The 22256-nt window shown below is 27.7% G+C and carries 29 protein-coding genes and 2 tRNA genes; 12 read left to right on the forward strand and 19 right to left on the reverse strand.

Annotation, left to right across the window (positions count from 1 at the left end):
• Positions 1 to 25 precede the first annotated feature (25 nt).
• From hisG to DT059_RS02120, 13 genes are all read right to left on the reverse strand, one after another.
• On the reverse strand, positions 26 to 718 hold the full coding sequence (hisG, locus tag DT059_RS02055) for an ATP phosphoribosyltransferase (protein ID WP_145596342.1): 693 nt from the start codon (positions 716 to 718) through the stop codon (positions 26 to 28).
• Positions 718 to 1770: an ATP phosphoribosyltransferase regulatory subunit gene (locus DT059_RS02060; protein ID WP_145596344.1), complete on the reverse strand. Its 1053-nt coding sequence runs from the start codon at positions 1768 to 1770 to the stop codon at positions 718 to 720. Before DT059_RS02060 ends, hisG begins: the two co-directional genes overlap by 1 nt.
• Complete coding sequence (gene hisS / locus DT059_RS02065; protein WP_145596346.1) at positions 1748 to 3142, reverse strand: histidine--tRNA ligase; 1395 nt, start codon at positions 3140 to 3142, stop codon at positions 1748 to 1750. Before hisS ends, DT059_RS02060 begins: the two co-directional genes overlap by 23 nt.
• A gap of 4 nt (positions 3143 to 3146) precedes the next feature.
• Positions 3147 to 3221, reverse strand: a tRNA-His gene (locus DT059_RS02070).
• Between the two features lie 233 nt (positions 3222 to 3454).
• Positions 3455 to 3667, reverse strand: coding sequence for a cold-shock protein (locus DT059_RS02075; protein WP_145596348.1), 213 nt, complete (start codon positions 3665 to 3667; stop codon positions 3455 to 3457).
• A gap of 80 nt (positions 3668 to 3747) precedes the next feature.
• Positions 3748 to 3822: transfer RNA gene (locus DT059_RS02080), tRNA-Phe, on the reverse strand.
• A gap of 4 nt (positions 3823 to 3826) precedes the next feature.
• Complete coding sequence (gene infA / locus DT059_RS02085) at positions 3827 to 4042, reverse strand: translation initiation factor IF-1 (RefSeq protein WP_023854397.1); 216 nt, start codon at positions 4040 to 4042, stop codon at positions 3827 to 3829.
• Positions 4043 to 4044: 2 nt separating this feature from the next.
• Positions 4045 to 5328, reverse strand: coding sequence for a histidinol dehydrogenase (gene hisD / locus DT059_RS02090; protein ID WP_145598033.1), 1284 nt, complete (start codon positions 5326 to 5328; stop codon positions 4045 to 4047).
• 1 nt (position 5329) lies between these two features.
• Complete coding sequence (locus DT059_RS02095; protein ID WP_240704613.1) at positions 5330 to 5722, reverse strand: DUF2948 family protein; 393 nt, start codon at positions 5720 to 5722, stop codon at positions 5330 to 5332.
• Positions 5722 to 6981, reverse strand: a complete 1260-nt coding sequence (gene murA, locus DT059_RS02100; RefSeq protein ID WP_145596351.1) for a UDP-N-acetylglucosamine 1-carboxyvinyltransferase — start codon at positions 6979 to 6981, stop codon at positions 5722 to 5724. Before murA ends, DT059_RS02095 begins: the two co-directional genes overlap by 1 nt.
• Positions 6982 to 6984: 3 nt before the next feature.
• Positions 6985 to 7545 (reverse strand): dCTP deaminase, encoded by a 561-nt coding sequence (gene dcd / locus DT059_RS02105; RefSeq protein ID WP_023854401.1) that lies wholly within the window; start codon positions 7543 to 7545, stop codon positions 6985 to 6987.
• A 97-nt stretch (positions 7546 to 7642) separates the two neighbouring features.
• Positions 7643 to 7843, reverse strand: a complete 201-nt coding sequence (locus DT059_RS02110; RefSeq protein ID WP_145596354.1) for a hypothetical protein — start codon at positions 7841 to 7843, stop codon at positions 7643 to 7645.
• A 174-nt stretch (positions 7844 to 8017) separates the two neighbouring features.
• Positions 8018 to 8740, reverse strand: coding sequence for a TVP38/TMEM64 family protein (locus DT059_RS02120; protein ID WP_145596356.1), 723 nt, complete (start codon positions 8738 to 8740; stop codon positions 8018 to 8020).
• Positions 8741 to 8837: 97 nt separating this feature from the next.
• On the opposite strand from DT059_RS02120, the gene rpmH reads away from it, so the two are divergent.
• The 10 genes from rpmH to DT059_RS02170 are packed head-to-tail and all read left to right on the forward strand — an operon-like array spanning position 8838 to position 16227.
• Positions 8838 to 8978, forward strand: coding sequence for a 50S ribosomal protein L34 (gene rpmH / locus DT059_RS02125; RefSeq protein ID WP_023854404.1), 141 nt, complete (start codon positions 8838 to 8840; stop codon positions 8976 to 8978).
• 4 nt (positions 8979 to 8982) lie between these two features.
• The gene (gene rnpA, locus DT059_RS02130) at positions 8983 to 9324 is read left to right on the forward strand and encodes a ribonuclease P protein component (protein WP_145596358.1); all 342 of its coding nucleotides are present in this window, start codon (positions 8983 to 8985) and stop codon (positions 9322 to 9324) included.
• Entirely contained in the window at positions 9324 to 9575 is a 252-nt protein-coding gene (gene yidD / locus DT059_RS02135; RefSeq protein WP_023854406.1) for a membrane protein insertion efficiency factor YidD, read from the forward strand. The genes rnpA and yidD overlap by 1 nt, the downstream gene beginning before the upstream one ends.
• Positions 9575 to 11254 (forward strand): membrane protein insertase YidC, encoded by a 1680-nt coding sequence (gene yidC, locus DT059_RS02140; RefSeq protein ID WP_145596361.1) that lies wholly within the window; start codon positions 9575 to 9577, stop codon positions 11252 to 11254. The genes yidD and yidC overlap by 1 nt, the downstream gene beginning before the upstream one ends.
• A gap of 14 nt (positions 11255 to 11268) precedes the next feature.
• Positions 11269 to 12117 carry an acetylglutamate kinase gene (argB, locus tag DT059_RS02145; RefSeq protein ID WP_145596363.1) on the forward strand — a complete coding sequence of 283 codons (849 nt, stop codon included), beginning with the start codon at positions 11269 to 11271 and terminating at the stop codon, positions 12115 to 12117.
• Complete coding sequence (locus DT059_RS02150) at positions 12114 to 12785, forward strand: pyrimidine 5'-nucleotidase (RefSeq protein WP_145596365.1); 672 nt, start codon at positions 12114 to 12116, stop codon at positions 12783 to 12785. The genes argB and DT059_RS02150 overlap by 4 nt, the downstream gene beginning before the upstream one ends.
• A 4-nt stretch (positions 12786 to 12789) precedes the next feature.
• A complete protein-coding gene (gene dapD, locus DT059_RS02155; RefSeq protein WP_145596368.1) occupies positions 12790 to 13617 on the forward strand; it encodes a 2,3,4,5-tetrahydropyridine-2,6-dicarboxylate N-succinyltransferase in 828 nt (275 codons plus the stop codon).
• 1 nt (position 13618) lies between these two features.
• Positions 13619 to 14776, forward strand: coding sequence for a succinyl-diaminopimelate desuccinylase (dapE, locus tag DT059_RS02160; protein WP_145596370.1), 1158 nt, complete (start codon positions 13619 to 13621; stop codon positions 14774 to 14776).
• Positions 14773 to 15702 (forward strand): histone deacetylase family protein, encoded by a 930-nt coding sequence (locus DT059_RS02165; RefSeq protein WP_145596372.1) that lies wholly within the window; start codon positions 14773 to 14775, stop codon positions 15700 to 15702. Before dapE ends, DT059_RS02165 begins: the two co-directional genes overlap by 4 nt.
• Before the next feature lie 33 nt (positions 15703 to 15735).
• Positions 15736 to 16227, forward strand: coding sequence for an SET domain-containing protein (locus tag DT059_RS02170; RefSeq protein WP_023854413.1), 492 nt, complete (start codon positions 15736 to 15738; stop codon positions 16225 to 16227).
• On the opposite strand, the gene truA is transcribed toward DT059_RS02170, so the two are convergent.
• Genes truA through DT059_RS02195 form a run of 5 tightly spaced genes read right to left on the reverse strand, consistent with a single transcriptional unit; the run spans position 16207 to position 20334 of the window.
• On the reverse strand, positions 16207 to 16947 hold the full coding sequence (gene truA / locus DT059_RS02175) for a tRNA pseudouridine(38-40) synthase TruA (protein ID WP_145596374.1): 741 nt from the start codon (positions 16945 to 16947) through the stop codon (positions 16207 to 16209). The genes DT059_RS02170 and truA overlap by 21 nt on opposite strands.
• Entirely contained in the window at positions 16947 to 17870 is a 924-nt protein-coding gene (fmt, locus tag DT059_RS02180; RefSeq protein WP_145596376.1) for a methionyl-tRNA formyltransferase, read from the reverse strand. The genes truA and fmt overlap by 1 nt, the downstream gene beginning before the upstream one ends.
• 3 nt (positions 17871 to 17873) lie before the next feature.
• Complete coding sequence (def, locus tag DT059_RS02185; RefSeq protein ID WP_072091137.1) at positions 17874 to 18392, reverse strand: peptide deformylase; 519 nt, start codon at positions 18390 to 18392, stop codon at positions 17874 to 17876.
• Between the two features lie 21 nt (positions 18393 to 18413).
• Entirely contained in the window at positions 18414 to 20177 is a 1764-nt protein-coding gene (locus tag DT059_RS02190; protein ID WP_145596378.1) for a hypothetical protein, read from the reverse strand.
• Complete coding sequence (locus DT059_RS02195) at positions 20152 to 20334, reverse strand: hypothetical protein (protein ID WP_145596380.1); 183 nt, start codon at positions 20332 to 20334, stop codon at positions 20152 to 20154. Before DT059_RS02195 ends, DT059_RS02190 begins: the two co-directional genes overlap by 26 nt.
• Positions 20335 to 20391: 57 nt before the next feature.
• On the opposite strand from DT059_RS02195, the gene DT059_RS02200 reads away from it, so the two are divergent.
• Positions 20392 to 20919 carry a shikimate kinase gene (locus DT059_RS02200; RefSeq protein WP_145596382.1) on the forward strand — a complete coding sequence of 176 codons (528 nt, stop codon included), beginning with the start codon at positions 20392 to 20394 and terminating at the stop codon, positions 20917 to 20919.
• On the forward strand, positions 20891 to 21997 hold the full coding sequence (aroB, locus tag DT059_RS02205; protein ID WP_145596383.1) for a 3-dehydroquinate synthase: 1107 nt from the start codon (positions 20891 to 20893) through the stop codon (positions 21995 to 21997). The genes DT059_RS02200 and aroB overlap by 29 nt, the downstream gene beginning before the upstream one ends.
• On the opposite strand, the gene DT059_RS02210 is transcribed toward aroB, so the two are convergent.
• Positions 21986 to 22246, reverse strand: coding sequence for a BolA/IbaG family iron-sulfur metabolism protein (locus DT059_RS02210; RefSeq protein ID WP_145596385.1), 261 nt, complete (start codon positions 22244 to 22246; stop codon positions 21986 to 21988). The genes aroB and DT059_RS02210 overlap by 12 nt on opposite strands.
• Between the last annotated feature and the right edge of the window lie 10 nt (positions 22247 to 22256).

Consider the following 22256-nt stretch of genomic DNA (forward strand, 5'->3'; position numbering starts at 1 on the left):
AATTATACTAATTTATTGGAAAGACTTAATTTTTAGAAAATAATTTTACTATTTTATTAAGACCCATTTTATTATTGGATGACTTAGAAATCATCATACAGGCCTCTGATCTTAATATTTCTCCATCCTTTAAAATACGTAGATTGTTTGCTTTTAAAGTTTCCCCAGTAGACGTGATATCTGTAATTATCTCCGAAGAGCCTGTGAAAGGATAAGCTTCAGTTGCACCTAAACTATCAATTAATTTAAATTGAGTAACACCCTTTGAAAACAAAAATTCCCTTGTTAAATTTGGATATTTTGTTGCAACTCTTAATCTTTTCTTTTTCTTATCTTTAAATTCAAATGCAATTTCTTCTAAATCTGCAACTGTTTGTACATCTATCCAAGGATCTGGGATTGCAACTACCAATGTAGCTTTACCAAAATCATACTTTTTAATAACATTAATTTTCTTTTGAGTATTTATTTCACTCTCTTTCAATAAATCAAAGCCGGAAAAACCTATATCCAAAGATCCGTCTCCCAGTCTTTCTATAATCTCTCTTGCATGAAGATATAAAATATTAATATTTTTAAATTGCTTTATTGATCCTAAAAGATCTCTTTCTCCTCTTTCAGAAATGAGATTTAATTTTTTTTTTTTAAAAATATTTAAAACATCTTTTCTAAGTCTACCTTTACTTGGAATTCCAATATTTAAAATATTTTTTGTCATTAGTAATTTAAATTTACAGCAGCACCAACTGCTGGGGTTTGTTTTTTTGATCCTAAGTCAGAAATTAAACCATCATAACGACCACCATTTATTATGTTTTTTAATGAGTTTTTAGATTTAATATCAATTTTAAAGACCATTCCGGTGTAATATTCTAGTTGCCTTCCAAAGGATGCTGAAAATACTACATTTAGTTTTGAAACCCTATTATTGGAAATTGGAAAATATTTTTGATCTACAGCTAAATTTATTCTGTTTTTTTTAAAAAATTTATTTAACTCTATGGCTGCTTTATTTATTGGACATTTTATATTTAGAAAATCTTTTATTATTTTTGAAACATTTTTTCCTTTACTAGCTCTTCTAGGATCTTTTATTTTCTGATCAAACCTTTTTAATATTTCATTAATTGTTCTTCCTGCCACAACATTTGATAAATCTTCTTTAAGCATTTTCACGTAACGCTTTTTATCTATTTCTACAATTGTTGGATCAACATCTGAATTAGTTTCTAATCTTTTTAACAACTCATTAAAATATTCTTCTCTCCAGAAGTGTCTGGCCAATCTTAGCTTCCATCTCTTTGGAATGTCTAATTTTGAAATTAATAAATTAAATATTTCAACATTTCCAATAGTGAGTGTTCCAGACGAATATTTGATATTTTGAAGTGATTTAATAGATGTATTTATAATTTCTTTATCGTCATTTTTCTCATCCTTAGATCCTAAAATTTCAAATCCAATTTGATTTCTTATGATTGAGTCTTTTTTATTTTGTGATTTTCGATAAGCTTGACCACTATAAAAAATTTTTTCCTTACCCTTTAAATTATTTTCTAAATATCTTAAACAAGATGCAATCGTTAAATCTGGTCTTAAGCATAACTCTCTTCCATTCTGATCCGTAAAAGAAAAGATAAATTTTCTAAAGTTTTCTCCCGATCTTTGAACAATGTGATTAGCCTCAATTACTGAAGGTAAATCAATATATTTAAAACCCTTAGATTTTACTGATCTAAGGATACTTTCAGATAAGTTTTTTGACTTCATCGATTAAATTTTCTTTTGGAAATGTTTTATTGTTTTCACCCTTAACACCTTTGAGGCTTTTTATTGTGACTGAATTTTCATTAAATTCATTTTCACCACATATTATTGCAACATCCAACTCACGTTTATTTGCTAAGGTTAGTTGTTTACCTAAATTTTTTTTTGTATCCAAAAAAATTTCAGCATTGATATTATTATTTCTTAATAGATCTAAAATTTCATAATAATTTTTAAGATATTTTTCATCCATTACACAAACTAAAACTGGTTTTTGACTATCTACTTTAATTTGATCTAATTGCATCAAAGCAAATAACAATCGATCAACTCCAAAACTAATTCCGGTGCCTGGAATATCCACACCTTTAAATCTCGAGATTAATTTTGCATAGGCTCCTCCAGAACAAATACTGCCTATATCGACCTCTTTACCTTTGTTGTTTGTAACTTTAAAATTTAGGTTTGTTTCAACAATGAAATCTGAATAATAAGCTAATCCCCTAACAATTGTAAAATTTGTTTTGACCTGGTTCAAATTTGAACTGTAACCTAATACTTCAAATACTTGTTCTAATTCCTTTATACCTTCTTGAGACAATGGATTTTTTAATGTTTCTTTTAATTCTTTTAAATCATTAATTTTTAAAAAATTAAGTATTTCAGATGCTTGTTCATCGTTTAGATCTGCACCCTTAGTGATTGCACCGCTTATATCTTTTCTCTCTTTTTTAAGGAGATCTTCAACACCTTTTAAACCAAAACCTGGTTTATCTAATTTATCAATCGCTCTAATTACTTTTACTTGCTTTTCTTTTGATATTTTTAAATCATCAATTAATCCTTGAACTATTTTTCTGTTACTAACGTTGATTGTAAATTGATCTTTTTTTAGACCACAATCTAACAAAGTACTTGATATTAAATTGCAAAGCTCTGCATTTGCTTGCGCAGAATTAACGTTTCCCACGATATCAAAATCTGCTTGCATGAATTCTCTGTACCTTCCGTTACCAGCCTTCTCATTTCTAAAGACATTTTGAATAGCATACCTTTTAAAGATTGATGGAAGCTCTTGATTATTTTGAGCAACAAATCTAGCTAGTGGGCTTGAAAGATCATACCTAAGAGTAATGCTCTTTTCTCCATCCTCAAATGAGAATACACCAGACATAGGATTGGAGTCATCTTCTGCCAAAAAAGATCCTATATTTTCACTTATCTCAAACGAAGGGGTTTCCAGAGCCTCTGCTCCAAATTTAATAAAATTATTCTCAATAGCTTTTAAAAGCTTTTTTTTGAGAAGAAGTTTTTTATCCCAACGATCTTCAAATCCTGAAGGTAATCCAGGAATTAATTTTTTTTCTTTATTCATTTTTTGGTACCCGGGCTGAGAGTCGAACTCAAACTTAAAGTTCCACAAACTTCCGTGCTAACCATTACACCACCCGGGCTTATCCTCTTTGTTTTTATCTTATTTTATGTGGATTTAAAATTATAATATAAATAAATAGCCTACTGGCTATGGAAACAGTTTCTGTGAGTACTTCTAAAAGTCTTTCTGTATGTAATATTTATATTCATGAGCAGCCTTTTAGACAAAAAAAATAAATATTCAAGGTTTAAATAAAAAAAGGACGTTTATCTAATTAATAGATAAAACGCCCTTTGAAATTTTAATATTAAATTAGTCGATTTTCTTTATGTTTACCGCAGAAGGACCTTTGGGACCATCTTCTAATGTAAATTCTAGTTTATCACCTTCATTAAGAAATCTCATACCAGCAGCTTTAACTGCTGAAGCATGTATGAACGCGTCCTTTTCTTTATCATCTCTTTCAATAAAACCGTAACCCTTTTTACCATTATACCATTTAATTTTTCCAGTAAGTGTACTCATCTTATTTCTTAGTCCTTTTGTTATTTATTTTCTCTTAAAGGTAATTTCTTTTACGATTATTTCAAGATGAAACTTTGTGGTGGTGGCTGAGGAAGGATTCGCACCTCCGACACAAGCCTTTTCAGGGCTCTGCTCTACTCCTGAGCTACTCAGCCTTATTTATCCCCTAAAGATAATTCTTCCTTTAGTAAGATCGTAAGGTGTCATTTCAACTGTTACATTATCACCTTGGAGAACTCTAATTCTGTTTTTTCTTAACTTACCAGCTGTATGGGCAGTAACAGTATGTCCATTTTCTAATTTTACTCTAAACATAGCGTTCGGAAGTAGGTCTATCACTGTACCTTTAAATTCCAGTAAGTCTTGTTTTGACAAATTTATTTTCTCCTTATTCGTTTTACTACAGATTGAGCGTGTCCAACCAACCCTTCATAATTTGCAAGTGTTATAACTGATGGTCCAAGACTTTCAATACCCTTTTTTGATAAGTTTATGTATGAAATCCTTTTATAAAATTCATTTACACTTATACCGCTTGAGTATTTTGCAGAACCATTAGTTGGCAACACATGGTTCGATCCAACATTATAATCAGTCATTGCCATCACTGCATATTTTCCTAAACATATTGATCCTGAATTTTTTATTTTTGGAACTAACGATTTATAATTTCTAATATTTAATTCTAAATGTTCTGGTGCAATTTTATTTATTACACTTATTATTTTAGCGTCTGAAGAAACATGCATAAGAATTCCATTATTAATTAAACTTCTTCTTGCAACAGAAGCTCTTGGAATTTCTTTTAATTGTTTAGTAATTTCAATTTTTACTTTATCTAGCAAATCTTTATCTTTTGAAATCAAAATACATTGTGCAAGGATATCATGTTCAGCTTGTCCAATTAAATCACTTGCAACCCACTCAGCATTCGAGAATTTGTCACAAACGACTGTAACTTCTGAAGGGCCTGCGGTCATACCTTCAATTCCAACAACACCAAAAACTTCTTTTTTTGCAGCTGCAACATAGGCGTTTCCTGGACCAACTATTTTATGAACTTTTTTAATTTTTTTAGTCCCATAGGATACTGCTGCAATAGCAGAAGGGCCCCCGATAGAATAAATTTCTTTTATATTGCATTTTTTTGCAGCGTATAATACGGCTGGATTTTGTTTTCCTTTATAGCCTGGATTAATCATAACTATTCTCTTAACGCCTGCAACAATTGCTGGAATAGCGTTCATCAATACACTTGATGGGTATGAAGCAGTAGAACCAGGAACATAAATTGCAACAGACTCCAAAGGCACATATTTATATTCAAGTTTGTTTTTTAATTTATCTGTATAAGAAATATTTTTAAATTTTTGAAGTGAATGAAATTTATAAATTCTATTATAAGCTGTATCGATTGCTTTCTTTACTTTTTTATCAAGTGAATTTATTGATTTTTTTATTTGTTTTGAGCTTGGAATAATTATGTTGTTTTGATTAAATCTTTTCTCGTATTTTAATAGGGCTTTATCACCATTTTTTTTAACTTCTTTAATTATATTTGTTACAGAGACAGAGTCTGTTTGAATTTTTTTTTTTCTCTGTGAAAGCAAATTATCTAATAATTTATCAAAATTTTTACTTTTACTATTTAGTATCTTCATATTATTTAATTTCACTTTGATCCTCTAGTCTTGCTTCAATAGTTTCTGTAGTTAAAGCAATATGCGAATTATTATTAAAAATAAGATTTATTTCATAAACATCATTATTTTTCAAATAATCTATACCTATTAGTTCTAAAACTGTTTCTTGATTTGATTGATCAATATTCTTTGATCTTACTTTATCAACAAAATCAAACCTACAAATGCTATTGATTTTTTTATCTTCCTGATCACTTTCAACCTTGGTTCTTTCAATTGATAATAAAAAAACTTTATTGGATGAGAGATATTTTATATCTGCAATTTTAACCTTTGCCCCTGAACTGCAAGCTGAAATCATTTGTAAACCTTCTTGGTCGCTTGCTATTATTTTTGCTAAATATTTATTCACTATTTTAATCTTTTAATTTTAACACCTATTTTTTTTAATTTATTCTCTATTTTTTCATAACCTCTATCTAAGTGATAAATTCTGTTAATATATGATTTACCAGTAGAAACTAAAGCTGCTAGAACCAAAGCAACAGAAGCTCTTAAATCACTAGACATTAATTCGGCACCAATGAATTTAGTATTTCCTTCTATTGTAGCGGTATTATTTTTAATATTTATTTTTGCTCCTAATCTTTGCAATTCTGCAACATGCATAAATCTATTTTCAAAAATACTTTCAGTTATTGAACTTTTGCCAACTGCTTTGCACATTAAAACCATCAATTGTGCTTGAAGGTCTGTAGGAATACCTGGAAACTCTTTAGTTTTAATACTTTTTATTGATTTTATTTTTTCAGGTCCTTTAATTAAGATTTTATTTTCACTAGTTTTAATTTTAGCACCAACTTTTTTTAGTAATTTTATTTCTGTACCAATAATTTTAGGATTTAAATTATTTATTTGTAAATTACCTTTTGCAAGTGTTGCAGCTACACAAAATGTGCCTGCTTCTATTCTATCTGCCATTACAGAATATTCAGTTTCATTTAAAGAATTTACGCCTATGATTTTACAAACTCTTCCTTTCCATTTTATTTTCGCTCCAGCTTTATTTAAAAAATTTGTAAGATCTTTAATCTCAGGTTCTATTGCGCAATTTTTTAAAACTGTTTTTCCTTTTGCTAAACATGCTGCTATTATAGAATTTTCAGTTGCCCCAACACTTATCTTTGAAAAATTTATAGTTGTTCCATTAAGTTTTCCTTTTGATTTTGCAAGAACATATCCATCTTTTAATTCATATTTCATACCAAGTTTTTTTAATGCTGATAGATGATAATTAACTGGTCTAGCACCAATTAAACATCCGCCAGGTAAAGAGATTTTAGATTTATTATATTTTGAAATAAGTGGACCTAAAACTAAAATAGAACCACGCATTGTTTTGACTAAAGAATAACTTGCAAAAGTTTTCATATTTTTTTTATTTATAATTTTTGCTGTTTTTTTATCTCTTGATAAAATTATTTTAGAACCAAGAGACTTTAATAAATTTAACATTGTATTAATGTCTCTAACTCTTGGTAAATTTTTGATAACCACAGGTTTATCAAATAATAATGTTGCAGCTAATATCGGTAGAGATGCATTCTTCGAACCTGAAATTGAAACATTACCCTTGATTTTACAAGGGCCATTAATCAGAAATTTATCCATAAATTACTTTTTAATCTTAGCAACTTGAATTGTAGTTTGACCCTGATATTTACCGTTCTTTGATTTATAAGTTGTTTCTGGCTGAGTATCTGATTTGAAAAATAAAAATTGTGCTATTCCCTCGTTTGAATAAATTTTTGCAGGATTAGGTGTTGTATTACTTAGCTCAATTACAATATTGCCCTCAAATTCATTTTCAATTGGAGTAACATTGCAGATAATTCCTGTCCTAGCATAAGTGCTTTTTCCAACACAAATACATAAAACATCTTTTGGTATTCTAAAATATTCTACTGTTTTAGCTAATACGAATGAATTTGGTGGTATAATACAGTGTGGTCCTTTTCGTTCTATAAAGTTATCATCAGAAAAATTCTTTGGATCAACCAAAGAACTATTTACATTAGTAAATATTCTATATTCATCGGAAATTCTTACATCATATCCCATACTACTTAATCCATAAGAAATTTTACCTTCAGAAACTTGATGATCCAAAAATGGCTCTATCATATTGTGCTCTTTGCACATTTTTTTTATCCAAGAATCAGGTTGAATTGACATTATTTATTTTTCTTTTTATTTTTTTTTTGGAAAATTTTTCTTTTCTTCAAATTTTTTCTAAGCGCCAAGCTTAAACGCTCATTTTTTTCTTTTGAACTCATTCTTTGTTTGGGTTAGTCAGGAAATCTAAAGAAATTGGTTTATTGGGATCTAGTGCAGGTACTTTTTCCTCTTCTTTTTTTGGGCCTTCTTTAGCTAAACGTTTAGCTTTTTTTTCAGCAAGCTTTCTTTCCCTTTTAGCTTGCTTTTCCATAAGCTTATTACCTTTAGTTGATTTGTAGTCGTAATGAATTCCCATAACATTTTCCTAAAATAGATATAAATCATATTCATCAAAAAATTAAGGCAATAATTTGAAAAAAATGCTTTATTATCAATAAAATACAATTTGTCTCTAAGCTCCTGTAGTTAAATGGTATAACAAGTCATTGGTAATGACTAGTTCCCTGGTCAGTACAGGGTGGGAGCACCACTAATTTTTATAAAAAAACTTTCTCAAAAATATTGTAATCAGAATTAAAAAAAAGAAAGCTGAAATAGGAACATATATATCAGGTGAAAATATTATATCAGTTATTCCTGGTACTTCAGCATTTTGGTCTATAATTTTTTCTAATCCACTACCAATAGAAACTGCTAAAAAAATTTGAGGAATTATTCCAATCAATGTAGCAAAGAAAAAATTTATAACCTTAACATTAAATAAGGTTGGTAAAAGACAGCTCAGCTGCCAAGGTATACCACCTATAAAACGGTAAATTAATAAATAAATAAATTCAGATTGTTTAAATCTTATTTCCAAGTTTTGAAACTTATTTAAAAACTTTTCTCTAATAAGCTGTTTTAAAAAATAATTTCCAAAAATATATAAAAAAGTAGCACCAATACTCAAGCCTAAAACAACAACAAATGTACCTATCCATTTTCCAAATATAAAACCTCCCATTAAAGCAACTGGAGATCCAAATCCTAAAAAAGGGAAAACCCAAAGAATAGTTAATGCTAAAAAAATAATAGAAATTAAAAATAAGTTAGATTTTTTAAGTTCAAAAAAATAAGATTGGTTATCTCTTAGAAAATCATAGGATGTGATTTCTGAAAGACTAAATTTTGAAAAAAAGAAATACAAAAATACACAAATAATTAATAGATAAGATAACCCAATAAATATTTTAATTTTTTTTGTATTTTCCATGATTCTTCTTATTTTAATGCTTAATCTTCTATTTGCTATTTTAATTATTACTAATATAAAGGTGCAAAAATTATAAAAAACTATATCAAATCTAATTATGAAAAGAACTTATCAACCCTCAAATAAAAAAAGAGCTCGAAAACACGGATTTCGTTCAAAAATGAAAACTAAAGGTGGTAAAAAGCTTTTGGCTAGAAGAAGAGCAAGAGGAAGAAAATCACTAACTGTTTCTGTATAGAATAATGAAAAGCAAAATACTTGCTCTTTCAAAAAACGAAGAATTTAAAAATTTACTTAAACAAAAAAAGATTTCCAATAAATACGTAAGTATTTTTTTTGGAAAATTAATAAATAAAGATAAAAAAAGACTAAATATCAGTTTTGTAACTAAAAAAAAAATTGGTAATGCAGTAAAGAGAAATAAAATTAAAAGAAGATTAAGAAACATCATGAATGAAGCAGTTAAAAAAATAGAGATAAACTTTGATTATTCATTTCTTGTTATAGCTAAGTCTTCTATGCTAAATAATGAATACAAAATTATAAAAGAAACTCTTTTTCAGGATTTTGCAAAAATAAAATAATGAACATATTTACTTTAATTTTAATTAAATTTATCAAAGCCTATAAATATTTGATTAGTCCATTATTGGGTCATTCTTGTAGATATTTACCAACATGTTCTGAATACAGCATAGATGCTTTAAAAGAATACGGTTTTTTTAAAGGATTATTAATTAGTATAAAAAGAATTTTATCCTGCCATCCAATAAAATTTTTAGGGGGTGGCGAAGGGTTTGATCCAGTTAAAAAAGAAATGAAGGATAATAAATAATGGAAACTAGAAATATAATTGCTGCCATAAGTTTATCAGCTGCTGTAATTATATTATACTCGCTATTTTTTGCACCACCTCCTGTAACGAAGGAAAATTTAACCGAAAAAACTAAGACTGAACAGAATTCAGATGCACCAAGTCTTGATCAAAAAGAAAATGTGACCGAAATTTCACGAGAAGAAGCATTACAACAAAGTGAAAGAATTCAATTTGAAAACCAAAGTATTGTTGGATCTATTTCATTAAAAGGGGCCGCAATAGACGATCTAACTTTCAAAGAATATAATGTTAGTTTAGAAAGCGATGAAAAAGTAAAATTTCTTGCACCACGAAGCTCTAAAGAAGGCTATATAATAGAAAGTGGTTTTATAACTACTGATAAAAATATCGATATTCCAAATGCAGATTCAATTTGGTCAGTTTCTGGAAATAATAAATTAACTGATCAATCTCCTATAAAACTAAGTTGGACTAATGATCAAGGCATCACTTTTGAAAAAGAAATTGCATTAGACGATAAGTTTTTATTCACAATAAAACAAAGAGTTATAAATTCTACTGATAAAAACTATGACTTCTATTCTTATGGACAAATTATAAGAAATCAAATTCCAGAGGGTTTAACCGATTTTTACATTCTTCATGAAGGCCCTATAGCTACATTAGATGAAGAATTAATTGAGGAAGATTATGATGATATTGAAGAGAAAAAATTTTCAAGAACTGCCCAAAAAGGATGGTTAGGTCTAGGAGATAAATATTACATATCAACTCTAATTCCACCAAGAGAAAAAGAATTTAAAACTACGATGGATTACAAAAACAAGTACAGAATAAACTTTGTTACAACAGAACCATTAGAGTTAACTGGAAACTCCTCTATAGAAGAAAACTTGCAAGTAATAGTAGCTGCAAAAAGAGTTGACGTAATTGATGGGTACGCAGAATCATTAAAGATTGATAAATTTGATCTTACAATTGATTGGGGATTCTTATACTTTTTAACACGTCCTTTGTTCACCGCTTTAGAATATTTCTTTAAAATATTTGGTAATTATGGATTAGCAATTATTGCTGTTACTGTTTGTATTCGTGTAGCATTTTTTCCACTTGCTAATTTTTCATTCAGAAGCATGGCTAAGATGAAAGCTCTTCAGCCTGAGATGGCAAGACTTAAGGAAGTACACAAAGATGACAAGATGAAATTGCAACAAGCAATGATGGCTCTTTACAAAAAGGAAAAAGTAAATCCCATGTCTGGATGTTTGCCAATTCTAATTCAAATACCTGTATTTTTCGCTTTGTATAAAGTTTTATTTGTAACGATAGAAATGCGTCATATGCCTTTTTATGGTTGGATCCAAGATTTAAGTGCTAAGGATCCTACTTCAATATTTAATTTATTTGGATTGTTTCCTTATGACGTACCTTCTTTCCTTGTAATTGGAGCGTGGCCAGTTGCTATGGGGGTATCAATGTGGGTGCAACAAAAGTTAAATCCCGCTCCAACAGATCCAATGCAAGCTAAAATATTTATGTTCTTCCCTTTATTTTTAACAGTAATTCTTGCACCATTCCCAAGTGGGCTAGTAATTTATTGGACAGTTAATAACATTTTAACAATGGCTCAGCAGGTTGTAATAATGAAACGTACAACAGTTAAAACTGTAACCTAATTAAAAAATAATAAATGGACCTTGAAAAGATATTACCTAAAGATGGGCCACCAATTAATGAAGTAACTAAATATATTGAAAAATATAAAAATGATTTAATAGTAATTAAATACGGTGGAAACGTTTTAATTGATAGAAACGTATTTAATAATTTTATAACTGATCTTAGTGTTTTAAATAAATTAGGCCTTGCAACTGTGGTAATTCATGGTGGTGGACCTAGGATTAAAAGAGAGCTAGAAAAATCAAATATTCAATCAAAATTTATAAGAGGACTAAGAGTAACTGACAAAAATATAATTGATATTGTTGAAACTGTTTTGATTGATTTTAATAATGACATTGTTAATTCTTTAAAAGACAAAGGCACAGAGGCAATCTCTATTCACACAAAAAATAATAATGTTATAAAAACTATACCAGAAGCAGAAGAATTAGGATTTGTAGGAATACCAAATGAGATTAATAATGAACAAATATTAAATACAATTAATCAAAATAAAGTTCCTATAATTTCTCCATTAGGATTAGGTAAAGAAAACCAAACATATAATATTAATGGAGATACAGCTGCAATGGCTATAGCAAAATCTTTAAAATCTAGAAGACTATTGTTAATGACGAATGTTGATGGTGTTTTAGATAAAAATAAGAATTTAATAGAGGAAATTTCTTCTTCAGAGGTTCTTGAAATGATTAAAGATGAAACTATTACAGAAGGTATGATACCTAAAATAAACGCATGCTTAGACGCCGTAAATAATGGTGTAACAGCAGTTGGTATAATCAATGGCACAAAGCCACATTCATGTTTATGGGAAATATTCTCTGACAAGGGCTCTGGGACCCTAATAAGACAATGAAAGAATTAAAGAATATCAAAAACATATTATTTGATTGTGATGGGGTACTCTATAGTGATCTTGAAGGAGTATTTGGTCAAGTAAGTAAAAAAATGACTCAATATATTTCGAATAAATTAAATGTAGAATTAAAAGAGGCAAAAGAATTACAAACAAATTATTTTCATAAATATAACACTAGTCTTAATGGTTTAATGATACATCACGACATACCTCCAAGAGAATTTTTAGACTACGTGCATGATATTAATTTAGATTTTTTAGAAAAAGATACTGCTTTAAGGAATGAGCTTGAAAATATTAATCTAAACAAATTTGTTTTTACAAATGGTAGTAAAGAACATGTTAAAAATATTACTACTCACTTAGGAATTGATGATCAATTTGATGGTGTATTTGATATTGTTGATGCTGAGTACAGTCCAAAACCTGATGCAAAAGCATTTGATCTTATGGTCAAAAAATTTCAAATTGATCCAACTGAGACACTTTATATTGAAGATATCGCAAAAAACTTATCTATTGGAAAAGAAAGAGGAGCAAAAACAGTTTGGTTAATCAATGATGAATACTGGGGGAAAAAAGAGTCTGATGAAGAGTATATTGATTACAAAATTGAAAATCTTTCTTTATTTTTAAAAGAAATAAGGTTATTAAAAAACTCATAAAACTATGAGTATTGAGAAAATTATAAATGAAGCTTGGGAAAATAAAGACCAAGTAAGTCAAAATTCAGATAAATCTTTAAAGGATGCTGTTAATCAAATTATTGATGATTTAGACAGTGGAAAAGCAAGAGTAGCTGAAAAGATCAATGGTGAATGGGTTACACATCAACATCTAAAAAAAGCTATCATGTTAAGCTTTAGAATGTACCCAATGGAAAATTTAAATGGTCCATACAGTAGCTGGTATGACAAAGCTCATTTACTTAAAGGAAAAACAGCTGGATGGACAAAAGAAGATCATGAAAAAGCTGGTTTTAGAATGGTACCTAATTCACCTGTAAGAAAAGGATCATTTGTAGGAAAAAATGCGGTTTTAATGCCATGTTATGTAAATATTGGTGCTTATATTGATGAAGGGACGATGATGGATACGTTTAGTCGTGCTGGAAGCTGTTGTCAGATTGGAAAAAATTGTCATATCTCAGCTGGTACTGGAGTTGGAGGAGTATTAGAACCTGCTCAAGCATTACCTACAATTATTGAAGACAATGTTTTCTTAGGAGCAATGTCTGAAGTAGTAGAAGGCGTAATAGTTGGGGAAGGCTCTGTTCTTAGTATGGGAATGTATATTGGACAATCAACAAAAATTGTTAATAGAAAAACTGGTGAAGTAACTTATGGAAAAATTCCACCTTATTCAGTGGTAGTTCCAGGATCTTTACCAGATAAAAACAATCCACAAGCGCCATCTTTGTATTGTGCAGTAATAATTAAACAAGTTGATGAAAAAACGAGATCTAAAACATCAGTTAACGATCTTCTAAGAGATTAAAATGCCAACAATAAATGAATTACAATTAGCTAAAGAGCTAATTAGGTTTCCATCTGTTACAAAAACTGATGCTGGTGTTATTAAATTTTTAGAAAAAAAATTAAAAAAAATTGGCTTTAAAACTAAAATTCTCGAGTTTAAAGATAAAAATAGTTATCCTGTAAAAAATCTTTACGCAAGACTTGGTACCGCAAGTCCAAATTTTTGTTATGCAGGTCATTTAGATGTAGTACCACCCGGTAATTTGAATGATTGGACTGTTAATCCATTCAAACCTGCTGTTAAGAAAGGATACCTAATTGGCAGAGGTGCAAATGATATGAAAAGCTCAATAGCTGCATTTGTTACTGCGGTAAGTAATTTTTCTAAAATAAATAAAAAATTTGATGGGTCTATTAGCCTTCTAATTACTGGGGACGAAGAAGGAATTGCAATTAATGGAACAAAAAAAGTTGTTGAGTATTTGAGAAAAAGAAAAGAAAAAATAGATTTTTGCTTAGTAGGAGAACCTACAAATCCAAATAAATTAGGAGAAATGATAAAAATTGGTCGTAGAGGTAGTATGACTGGAAAATTGTCTGTCATTGGTATTCAAGGTCATGTCGCTTACCCAAATAGAGCTAACAATCCATCAACAGCTTTAGTCCAAATACTAAAAGAGTTAAAAGAAATTAAATTTGATAAAGGAACAAAAGATTTTCAACCTACAAATTTAGAAATAACAAAAATTAACATTGATAATTCAGCTGATAATGTAATTCCGGGATTAGCTGGTGCTTCTTTTAATATTAGATTTAATAACAAACATACATCTTACAAATTAAAGAATAAAATTAATAAAATAATAAAACAAATTTGTAATAAAAATAAATCAAAATATAAAATTGAATATAGTGTTTCTGGTGAGGCTTTTTTAACTAAACCTAACAAAACTACATTTATGATACAAAATACAATTAAGAGAATTACAAAAATTAAACCTAAATTATCTACAACTGGTGGTACATCGGATGCTAGATTCATAAGAAAAATAGCTCCATGTTTAGAATTTGGATTAGTAGGAAAAACTATGCATAAAGTAGGAGAATGTGTGTCACTATCTGATTTAAAAAGATTAACTTTAATTTATACTAAAATCTTAGATAATTACTTTAAGTGAAAACTGGCTTAATTACATCAGATACATCTCAAAATCATGATACAGGTCCTGGACATCCAGAACAAATAGCAAGGGTATCAGTCATAGTAGAAAATTTTAAAAAACTTAATAATAAAAATCTTATATGGAAGAAACCATCTAAGGTTTCAGATGATATTCTATTAACCACACATGAAAATAATTATTTAAATTTAGTAAAAAGTTCTTTCCCAAAAAAAGGTTTTTCTTCACTTGATGGTGATACAATCATTTCACCTGGAAGCAAAGATGCAACTTTCGATGCAGTTGGATCAATAATTGCTGCAATTGATGGAGTAGAAAAAAAAGAATTTAAAAATGCATTTTGTGGTGTTCGACCTCCTGGACATCATAGTTCACAAAATAAAGCAGCTGGTTTTTGCATTTTAAATTCAGTGAGTATTGGTGCAAATTATTTGTTAAAAAAATATAAATATAAAAAAGTTGCAATAATAGATTTTGATGTACATCACGGTAATGGAACACAGGATATTTTTTATGAAAATGAAAATGTTCTTTTTATATCAACTCACCAATATCCCTACTACCCAGGAACTGGTTCTGAAAAAGAAAGAGGTAAATTTAACAATATCTTTAATATACCTTTGCCAGCTGGTATAAGTTCAGAAGAATATTTAAACGTATTTGACCGTGTATTAAAAAAATTAGAAGAGTTTAGACCAGAGTTTATATTGATTAGCGCTGGTTTTGACGCCCATGAAGATGACCCTCTCGCTCAATTTAATTTAAAAACAGAGGATTATTTTACTATTACTAAAAGAGTATTAGAGACCTCTAAAAAGTTTTGTAGTGGAAAAGTTGTTTCAATTTTAGAGGGCGGTTATGACCTAAATGCACTTCGAGACAGCACTAAAAGACACGTTGATGCTCTTTTAGAATTTAATTGATAAATCTTAATAAAACTCTAAATAAAAACCTTCATGAAATTATATAAAATAAAAAAGTCTGGAATTGATAATAAAGGTAGAGGACTTTATGCAACTCGTGACATTAAAGAGGGAACAAAAATAATAGACTATGTTGGAAAACTTATAACTAAAAAACAAACACAAGATTCTGATAAGTACGATAATAGTAAACCAATATATTTATTCACAATAAATAAAAGATACGATCTAGATGGAGATTTTCCATGGAATACCGCAGGTTTAATTAATCATTCTTGTGATAATAATTGTGATTACGATGGAAAGGGATTGAAAATTTGGGTCAAAGCAATCAAAGATATTAAAAAAGGTGAGGAGTTTACATGTGATTATGGATTTGGTTATGATGAAAACTACAAACAATTTCCTTGTAAATGTAAATCAAAAAACTGTTGTGGGTATATTGTAAGAGCTGAGTCTAGATGGCGAATAAATAAAAAGTTTGCTATGAGCAATAAAAATAAATTAATAAAGAACTCTAAATAAAAATAAACCACTTGGTGGTGCAGGAGGAGCACACAGTGTTCTTTTTTTTGACTTAAATCTCTTTTCAAAAGTTTTCAAATCCCATTTCTTTTCCCCCAAATATTTTAAACAACCAACCATAGATCTGACCTGATGTTGTAAAAAAGATTGAGAACTAAATTGAAATTCAATTTTGTTTTTTGATGATTTAATATTTATTGATTTTAAAGTTTTAATTGGACTTTTTGCATGACAACTTGATGATCTAAAAGTTGAATAATCATGGGTTCCTAATAACTTTTTTGCACCCTTTTTCATTAATTCTAAATCTAAAGGCTTACGAACATGCCATGCTCTGTTTTTTTCAATTATTGGTTGGCTTATTTGATTAAAAATAAAGTATTTATAAATTCTTTGTTTTGCTGAAAATCTAGCATGAAATTTATTATTTCTTTTTTTAATATTTTTAATTGCAATGTCTTTTAAATTTAAAAAATGATTAATGGATTTTAAAAATTTAATTGTATCAATTATTTTAATTTTACAATCGAAGTGTGCAGATTGCTCAAATGCATGAACCCCTGCATCAGTTCTTCCTTGACCATGTAAAATAATTTTTTCTTTTAATAATTTTGATAATTTTTCTTGAATTAATCCTTGAATTGTTTGGCCCTTTTTTTGAATTTGCCATCCTCTAAAATTTGTCCCCACATATTCAATAAGTATTTGGTATCTATTCATTATAAAAATGAACCCTTTTTAATTTGTGTTCCTAAAACAAATTCTCCAATACTTTGAGGCTTTTTTCCTTGTCTTTGTATTTCTTTAATTTTTATTGATTTTTTATCTCCACATGAAATTTCTAAATGGTCAGATAAAACCTCACCTGGTTTTCCTTGTGCTTGTCCAATTTCTGCTTTTAATATTTTATATCTCTCACCGTTAAACATGAAATAAGCGCCTGGAACTGGATAAAGTCCATTTATTTTACCAATTATAATTTTAGCATCTTCTTTCCAATTAATCTGCCCCTCTAATTTTTGAATTTTTGAAGCGTATGTAGCTGATGAGTGATCTTGTTCTATAAAGTTTGCTTTATCCTCATATATATCATCTATATTATCTAAAATTTTCTCTGCAGCCAAACTTGATAGCTTTTCATTAATATCTTCAGCATTTAAATTATCTTCTATATTTATTTTATAAACATTACATACAGGTCCTGTATCTAGTTCCTCGCCTATTTTCATAATACTTATTCCTGTCTCTTTATCTAAATTCATAATTGATCTCTGAATAGGAGCTGCACCTCTCCATTTTGGAAGTATAGATGCATGTATATTAATAAATCCTTTTTTAGTTAAATTTAAATATGACTTTGGTATAATTTGACCATAAGCAACAACTATTGCTAAATCTGCCTCTAAAGATTTAAAATATTCTAATTCATCTAAATTTTCTTTTAATGAATTTGGTGTTCTAAATTCTATATTTAAAGTCTCTGAAATTAATTGAATTGGTGACTTGTTAATTTTTTGACCTCTTTTAGATTTTTGAGGTGGTTGTGTATAAACACAAGAAATAGGATATCCATTTTGATAAAGTGATTTTAAAATTGGAACAGCGAACATGGGAGTACCCATAAAAACTATTTTTTTTAACATTGATTAAGCTTCTACAGAAGTAGATTTTAATTTTGATAATTTTTTAATTATCATTGACCTTTTTAATTTTGAAAGATAATCAATAAATAGGATTCCCTCTAAATGGTCCATCTCGTGCTGAATACATGTTGCCAGAAGACCATCGGCCTTTAGCAATTTCTTTTCTCCATCATAATCAAGATATTCTACTTCACACTTACTAGGTCTATCAATTTCTGCAAACTGATTTGGTACAGAAAGACATCCTTCTTCATAAGTTGCTTTTTCTGGATCTTTATTTTTAATAACTGGATTTACGAAATATCTTGGCTCTTTTTTATTCTCATCTTTACTTATATCCATAACAATAATTCTCTTTGGTACACCAACTTGTATGGCCGCGAGACCAATTCCATTTGCGTCATACATTGTCTCCAGCATATCATCCATCAATTTTTGTTCTTCTTTACCAACGCTATTGACTGGTTTAGATATTTGCCTAAGTAATTTATTAGGTTCTGTTATTATAGTTCTGATGGCCATAAATTGATTTTATTATAATTTTTATACTTTTAAAGGAAGAACTTTTAGCAATAGTTTGTTTCTAATTAAATCAACATTTAATTGATTTAAAGTATTGATAATAAAATAAACTGTATCTTCATCAATATTTTCAATTTTATCAGGTCCAATTACCTCAATTATTCTCAACAATGCGGCACCCATCTCATTATTATCTATCATTGTTTGAATATCGGCAGGCATTTCTGATTGCTTCACCTCATAAAGACTGTCATATTTTTTTGAAATTTCAACTCCATCAGATTTAAGTGCCTCTATAAAAATTATATCTTTTTTTGATAAAAAATATTTTTTATCTTTTTTAATTTTCTTTAAAAATTTATCTAGATCCTCTTCAATTTTAGATTTTGCATAGTCCCCATTAAAATAATTTATAAGTTTTGATTGATGTAAAATTTTACTATTATATTTAATCTTTTTATCTGCTGTCTCTTTCTTGTTTAGATTGCTATTATAAAATGTTGTAAAATTTGAAGGCACATCCTCAACATTAATTTCACCTAAAAATTTTTTTAATTCTAAATCAAAGGCATCACCTATTTCATCAGATATAAATAGATCCTTTAATATCTTTATAAATTCTAATTTGATTTTTGGTTCTTCAGCTAAAAGAGTTCTTTGATATAAAAGAGCGCGTCCCTCGATTGAAGATAGGGATTTATATGCCTCTTTTGCATTTAAAAATTGATTAATATTAAATTGGAATTTTTTATAAAATTCGAATAACTCCTCTTCAGAATAATTTTTATCATTAACAGCTTTTTCTATTGTAGAAATTTTTTCTACATCCGTAATCTCTATATCTTGAATTTTAAAAAGTAAATTAGCAGCTGAAAGATATTTCCAAATTATTTTAGGTGTATCTTCGCTTGGTTCATAAGAAAACTCAGGGTTAGTTCTATGAGCTAAATGAAAATCTAAAATTGAATTTATAGATATTTCTTTGTCAGCCTCATCTAGATATCCAAATAAATAATTTATTTTGTTTTCGTAATAACTGTCTTCGAAACCTAACTCTTTTTTTAAATCTAAAATTAGTTGTGCCTCTTCATTTTTTCCATAATTGATTAAACAATATAAATTAAATTTTGATAGATATTCATCTTGAAGAGGTTCTGTATTTTTAGAAAAAATCTCACATGATTTTTTTACGTTTGATTCTGATAAATAAGTATCCACCAAATATTTTGCCAAATTTGGATGTAAATTTATTATTTGATTTTTAATTAAATATTCTTCTATTAATTCTAAGTTTGCATCCTTTATTAACCAATCAGATTTAAAGCTCATAAATTCTTTCTCAGTAATATTTTGAGTTGGAGAATAAGCGTTGGTTAATAAAGATATATGCATTATATCAGATGCATCCTCTGAAAGATCAAACTTTTTAATATTCTGAAATAAATTTTTTAATTTTTTTCCATCAGAATTTGACCACATATCCATACTCAAACCGTATTCACTAGGATCATATAGTCCAACAATTTTAATTTCTTTTGATGAAAATTCTTTATCAAGTTTAATAGTATCTTTTTGTTTATTTGTTTGTAGTTCGTAAACACTATTCTGAGTAGTGCCGCTAGAATTTTCAGTTGAAATATTTGTTTCTGAAATAACTTGATTATCTTTTTTTTCTATATTCCAAATATCAATCGGTTTCTCTTCTGCAAAAGCAGGTGTAAAAAAAATAAGACAAACACATTTAATTAAAAGAATTTTCTTATTTAACAATTTTAAAATTTTCATTTGGAATAATTTTTTCAATTGCTTTTTTAGGTGCAGGAAAATCAATTGTACTTAGAAAAAAAATAATACCTAAAACAACCCCTAATCCAATTATAGATTTAATAACAAGTCCTATGATACTTGCTTTGCCTGAACTTGTGTTTTTAATGAATTGCATATACTTTTAGTTAATTTCAAATTAAGACATATTTATGTTTTTTCAATAAAGAAACTTATGAAATCAAAAGAAAATATAGTTTTTTTGGGGATGATGGGTTCTGGTAAGAGCTCTATTGGATTATTAGTTGCAAAAAAATTAAAATTAAATTTTGTAGATATAGATAAAGAAATTGAAAAAAACTTAAATACCACAATAAAACGAATATTCGAAACTAAAGGAGAAGTATATTTTAGAAAAATTGAAGAAAAGATAACTTTAAAAAAACTGAAATTAAATTCTAGTGTAATTTCACTCGGTGGTGGAGCTTTTACAAATAAAAATATTAGGAATGAGATTATAAAAAATCATTTATCTTTTTGGCTAAATTGGGATGATAAAACACTAATAAAAAGAATAAAAGATAGTAAAAAAAGACCCTTAGTTGCAAATGCTAATGAAAACGAAATTATTGATTTAATTAAAAAACGATCTACCATTTACTCAAAAGCACTATATGAAGTTAAATGTGATAATTTAAGTAAAAACTTAATTGTAAATAGAGTTATTGAATTATATGAAAAAATTAAATCTAAGAATAAATAGTAAATCAAAATATTATCCAATTATTATTGGATCAAATATTATTTCTGGTTTTTCAAACATTTTAAAAAAATATCATTTTAAATTTTCAAGGTATCTTTTTGTAATTGATGAAAATGTTCCAAAACCAATAATAAAAACAATCCACAAATCAATTAAAAAAAGTAAAAAAAAAATTCATTTTTTTAAAGCTACAGAAAAAAATAAAAATCAAAAAAGTGTAAATGGAATTTTAAAAATACTATTAGATGAGAATTATTCTAGAGAGGATTGTTTAGTTGCAATTGGTGGTGGAATCACTGGAGATGTAACTGCATTTGCAGCAAGTACATTTAAAAGAGGAATAAATTTTATTAACATTCCAACAACTTTTTTATCTCAGGTAGACTCATCTATAGGTGGTAAAACTGGTATTAATACTAAAAATGGGAAAAATTTAATTGGTACTTTTTATCAACCCAAATTAGTAATTAGTGATACAAATTTTTTAAAAACTTTAAAAAAAAGAGAAATTATATGTGGTTATGCTGAGGTGTTGAAACACGCAATTATTGCTAATAAAAGATTTTATTTATTCCTAAACAAAAACATTAAAAAAATACTTAAATTAGAGTCTCCATTTATTGAAAATTCAGTTTTTGAAAGCTGTAAAATAAAAAAAAACATTGTAGAAAAGGATGAAAAAGAAAATGGATTGAGAAAAACTTTAAACTTTGGTCATACTTTTGCTCATGCTTATGAGGCGACATTAAATTATTCAAAAAAATTAAACCATGGTGAAGCAGTAATCTTGGGCATGAAAACTGCTTTAAATTTTAGTTATAAAAATAATTTAATTAACAAATCTAATTATACAGAAATAATTGAACATATTAAACATTCTAAACTACCAAATAAATTGAATAATTTTTTTTCTCTAAAAGATATAAAAAAAATTATTTCTTTTATGTCAAATGATAAAAAAAACAAAGCAAATAAAATTAACCTAATTCTATTAAAAAGAATAACAAAACCAATTATAAAAAATCATTACAGTAAAAAATACTTATTTAAATTTTTAAAAAAAGAATTAAATAATTAATATTTGAATAGAGTGAATAAAATCTTTTAATTCCTTTTCTAAAATTTTATAAACCTTTTTATTGCTCTCGATTTTATTCATTTGCTTAAGCTCATTCGATCTTAAAACTAATTTTAAATGAAATTTTCCTTCTTGATTTCCTTTATGATTTTTATGAAGAAAAGATTTATCTTCAATATTTATACTTTCAATATTTATTTGATTTAATAATTTATTTTTTACAATTGCAATTAACTCATTTATATCCATATATGTTATT

The sequence above is a fragment of the Candidatus Pelagibacter sp. FZCC0015 genome, assembly GCF_007833635.1.
In the GTDB taxonomy this organism is placed as follows: Bacteria; Pseudomonadota; Alphaproteobacteria; order Pelagibacterales; family Pelagibacteraceae; genus Pelagibacter.

Excerpts from the sequence above, each read along its gene's own strand:
- hisG (WP_145596342.1), bottom strand. The coding sequence starts at position 718 with ATGACAAAAAATATTTTAAATATTGGAATTCCAAGTAAAGGTAGACTT.
- DT059_RS02060 (WP_145596344.1), bottom strand. The coding sequence starts at position 1,770 with ATGAAGTCAAAAAACTTATCTGAAAGTATCCTTAGATCAGTAAAATCT.
- hisS (WP_145596346.1), bottom strand. The coding sequence starts at position 3,142 with ATGAATAAAGAAAAAAAATTAATTCCTGGATTACCTTCAGGATTTGAA.
- DT059_RS02075 (WP_145596348.1), bottom strand. The coding sequence starts at position 3,667 with ATGAGTACACTTACTGGAAAAATTAAATGGTATAATGGTAAAAAGGGT.
- hisD (WP_145598033.1), bottom strand. The coding sequence starts at position 5,328 with ATGAAGATACTAAATAGTAAAAGTAAAAATTTTGATAAATTATTAGAT.
- murA (WP_145596351.1), bottom strand. The coding sequence starts at position 6,981 with ATGGATAAATTTCTGATTAATGGCCCTTGTAAAATCAAGGGTAATGTT.
- dcd (WP_023854401.1), bottom strand. The coding sequence starts at position 7,545 with ATGTCAATTCAACCTGATTCTTGGATAAAAAAAATGTGCAAAGAGCAC.
- DT059_RS02110 (WP_145596354.1), bottom strand. The coding sequence starts at position 7,843 with ATGGGAATTCATTACGACTACAAATCAACTAAAGGTAATAAGCTTATG.
- DT059_RS02120 (WP_145596356.1), bottom strand. The coding sequence starts at position 8,740 with ATGGAAAATACAAAAAAAATTAAAATATTTATTGGGTTATCTTATCTA.
- rpmH (WP_023854404.1), top strand. The coding sequence starts at position 8,838 with ATGAAAAGAACTTATCAACCCTCAAATAAAAAAAGAGCTCGAAAACAC.
- rnpA (WP_145596358.1), top strand. The coding sequence starts at position 8,983 with ATGAAAAGCAAAATACTTGCTCTTTCAAAAAACGAAGAATTTAAAAAT.
- yidD (WP_023854406.1), top strand. The coding sequence starts at position 9,324 with ATGAACATATTTACTTTAATTTTAATTAAATTTATCAAAGCCTATAAA.
- yidC (WP_145596361.1), top strand. The coding sequence starts at position 9,575 with ATGGAAACTAGAAATATAATTGCTGCCATAAGTTTATCAGCTGCTGTA.
- argB (WP_145596363.1), top strand. The coding sequence starts at position 11,269 with ATGGACCTTGAAAAGATATTACCTAAAGATGGGCCACCAATTAATGAA.
- DT059_RS02150 (WP_145596365.1), top strand. The coding sequence starts at position 12,114 with ATGAAAGAATTAAAGAATATCAAAAACATATTATTTGATTGTGATGGG.
- dapD (WP_145596368.1), top strand. The coding sequence starts at position 12,790 with ATGAGTATTGAGAAAATTATAAATGAAGCTTGGGAAAATAAAGACCAA.
- dapE (WP_145596370.1), top strand. The coding sequence starts at position 13,619 with ATGCCAACAATAAATGAATTACAATTAGCTAAAGAGCTAATTAGGTTT.
- DT059_RS02170 (WP_023854413.1), top strand. The coding sequence starts at position 15,736 with ATGAAATTATATAAAATAAAAAAGTCTGGAATTGATAATAAAGGTAGA.
- truA (WP_145596374.1), bottom strand. The coding sequence starts at position 16,947 with ATGAATAGATACCAAATACTTATTGAATATGTGGGGACAAATTTTAGA.
- fmt (WP_145596376.1), bottom strand. The coding sequence starts at position 17,870 with ATGTTAAAAAAAATAGTTTTTATGGGTACTCCCATGTTCGCTGTTCCA.
- def (WP_072091137.1), bottom strand. The coding sequence starts at position 18,392 with ATGGCCATCAGAACTATAATAACAGAACCTAATAAATTACTTAGGCAA.
- DT059_RS02190 (WP_145596378.1), bottom strand. The coding sequence starts at position 20,177 with ATGAAAATTTTAAAATTGTTAAATAAGAAAATTCTTTTAATTAAATGT.
- DT059_RS02195 (WP_145596380.1), bottom strand. The coding sequence starts at position 20,334 with ATGCAATTCATTAAAAACACAAGTTCAGGCAAAGCAAGTATCATAGGA.
- DT059_RS02200 (WP_145596382.1), top strand. The coding sequence starts at position 20,392 with ATGAAATCAAAAGAAAATATAGTTTTTTTGGGGATGATGGGTTCTGGT.
- aroB (WP_145596383.1), top strand. The coding sequence starts at position 20,891 with ATGAAAAAATTAAATCTAAGAATAAATAGTAAATCAAAATATTATCCA.
- DT059_RS02210 (WP_145596385.1), bottom strand. The coding sequence starts at position 22,246 with ATGGATATAAATGAGTTAATTGCAATTGTAAAAAATAAATTATTAAAT.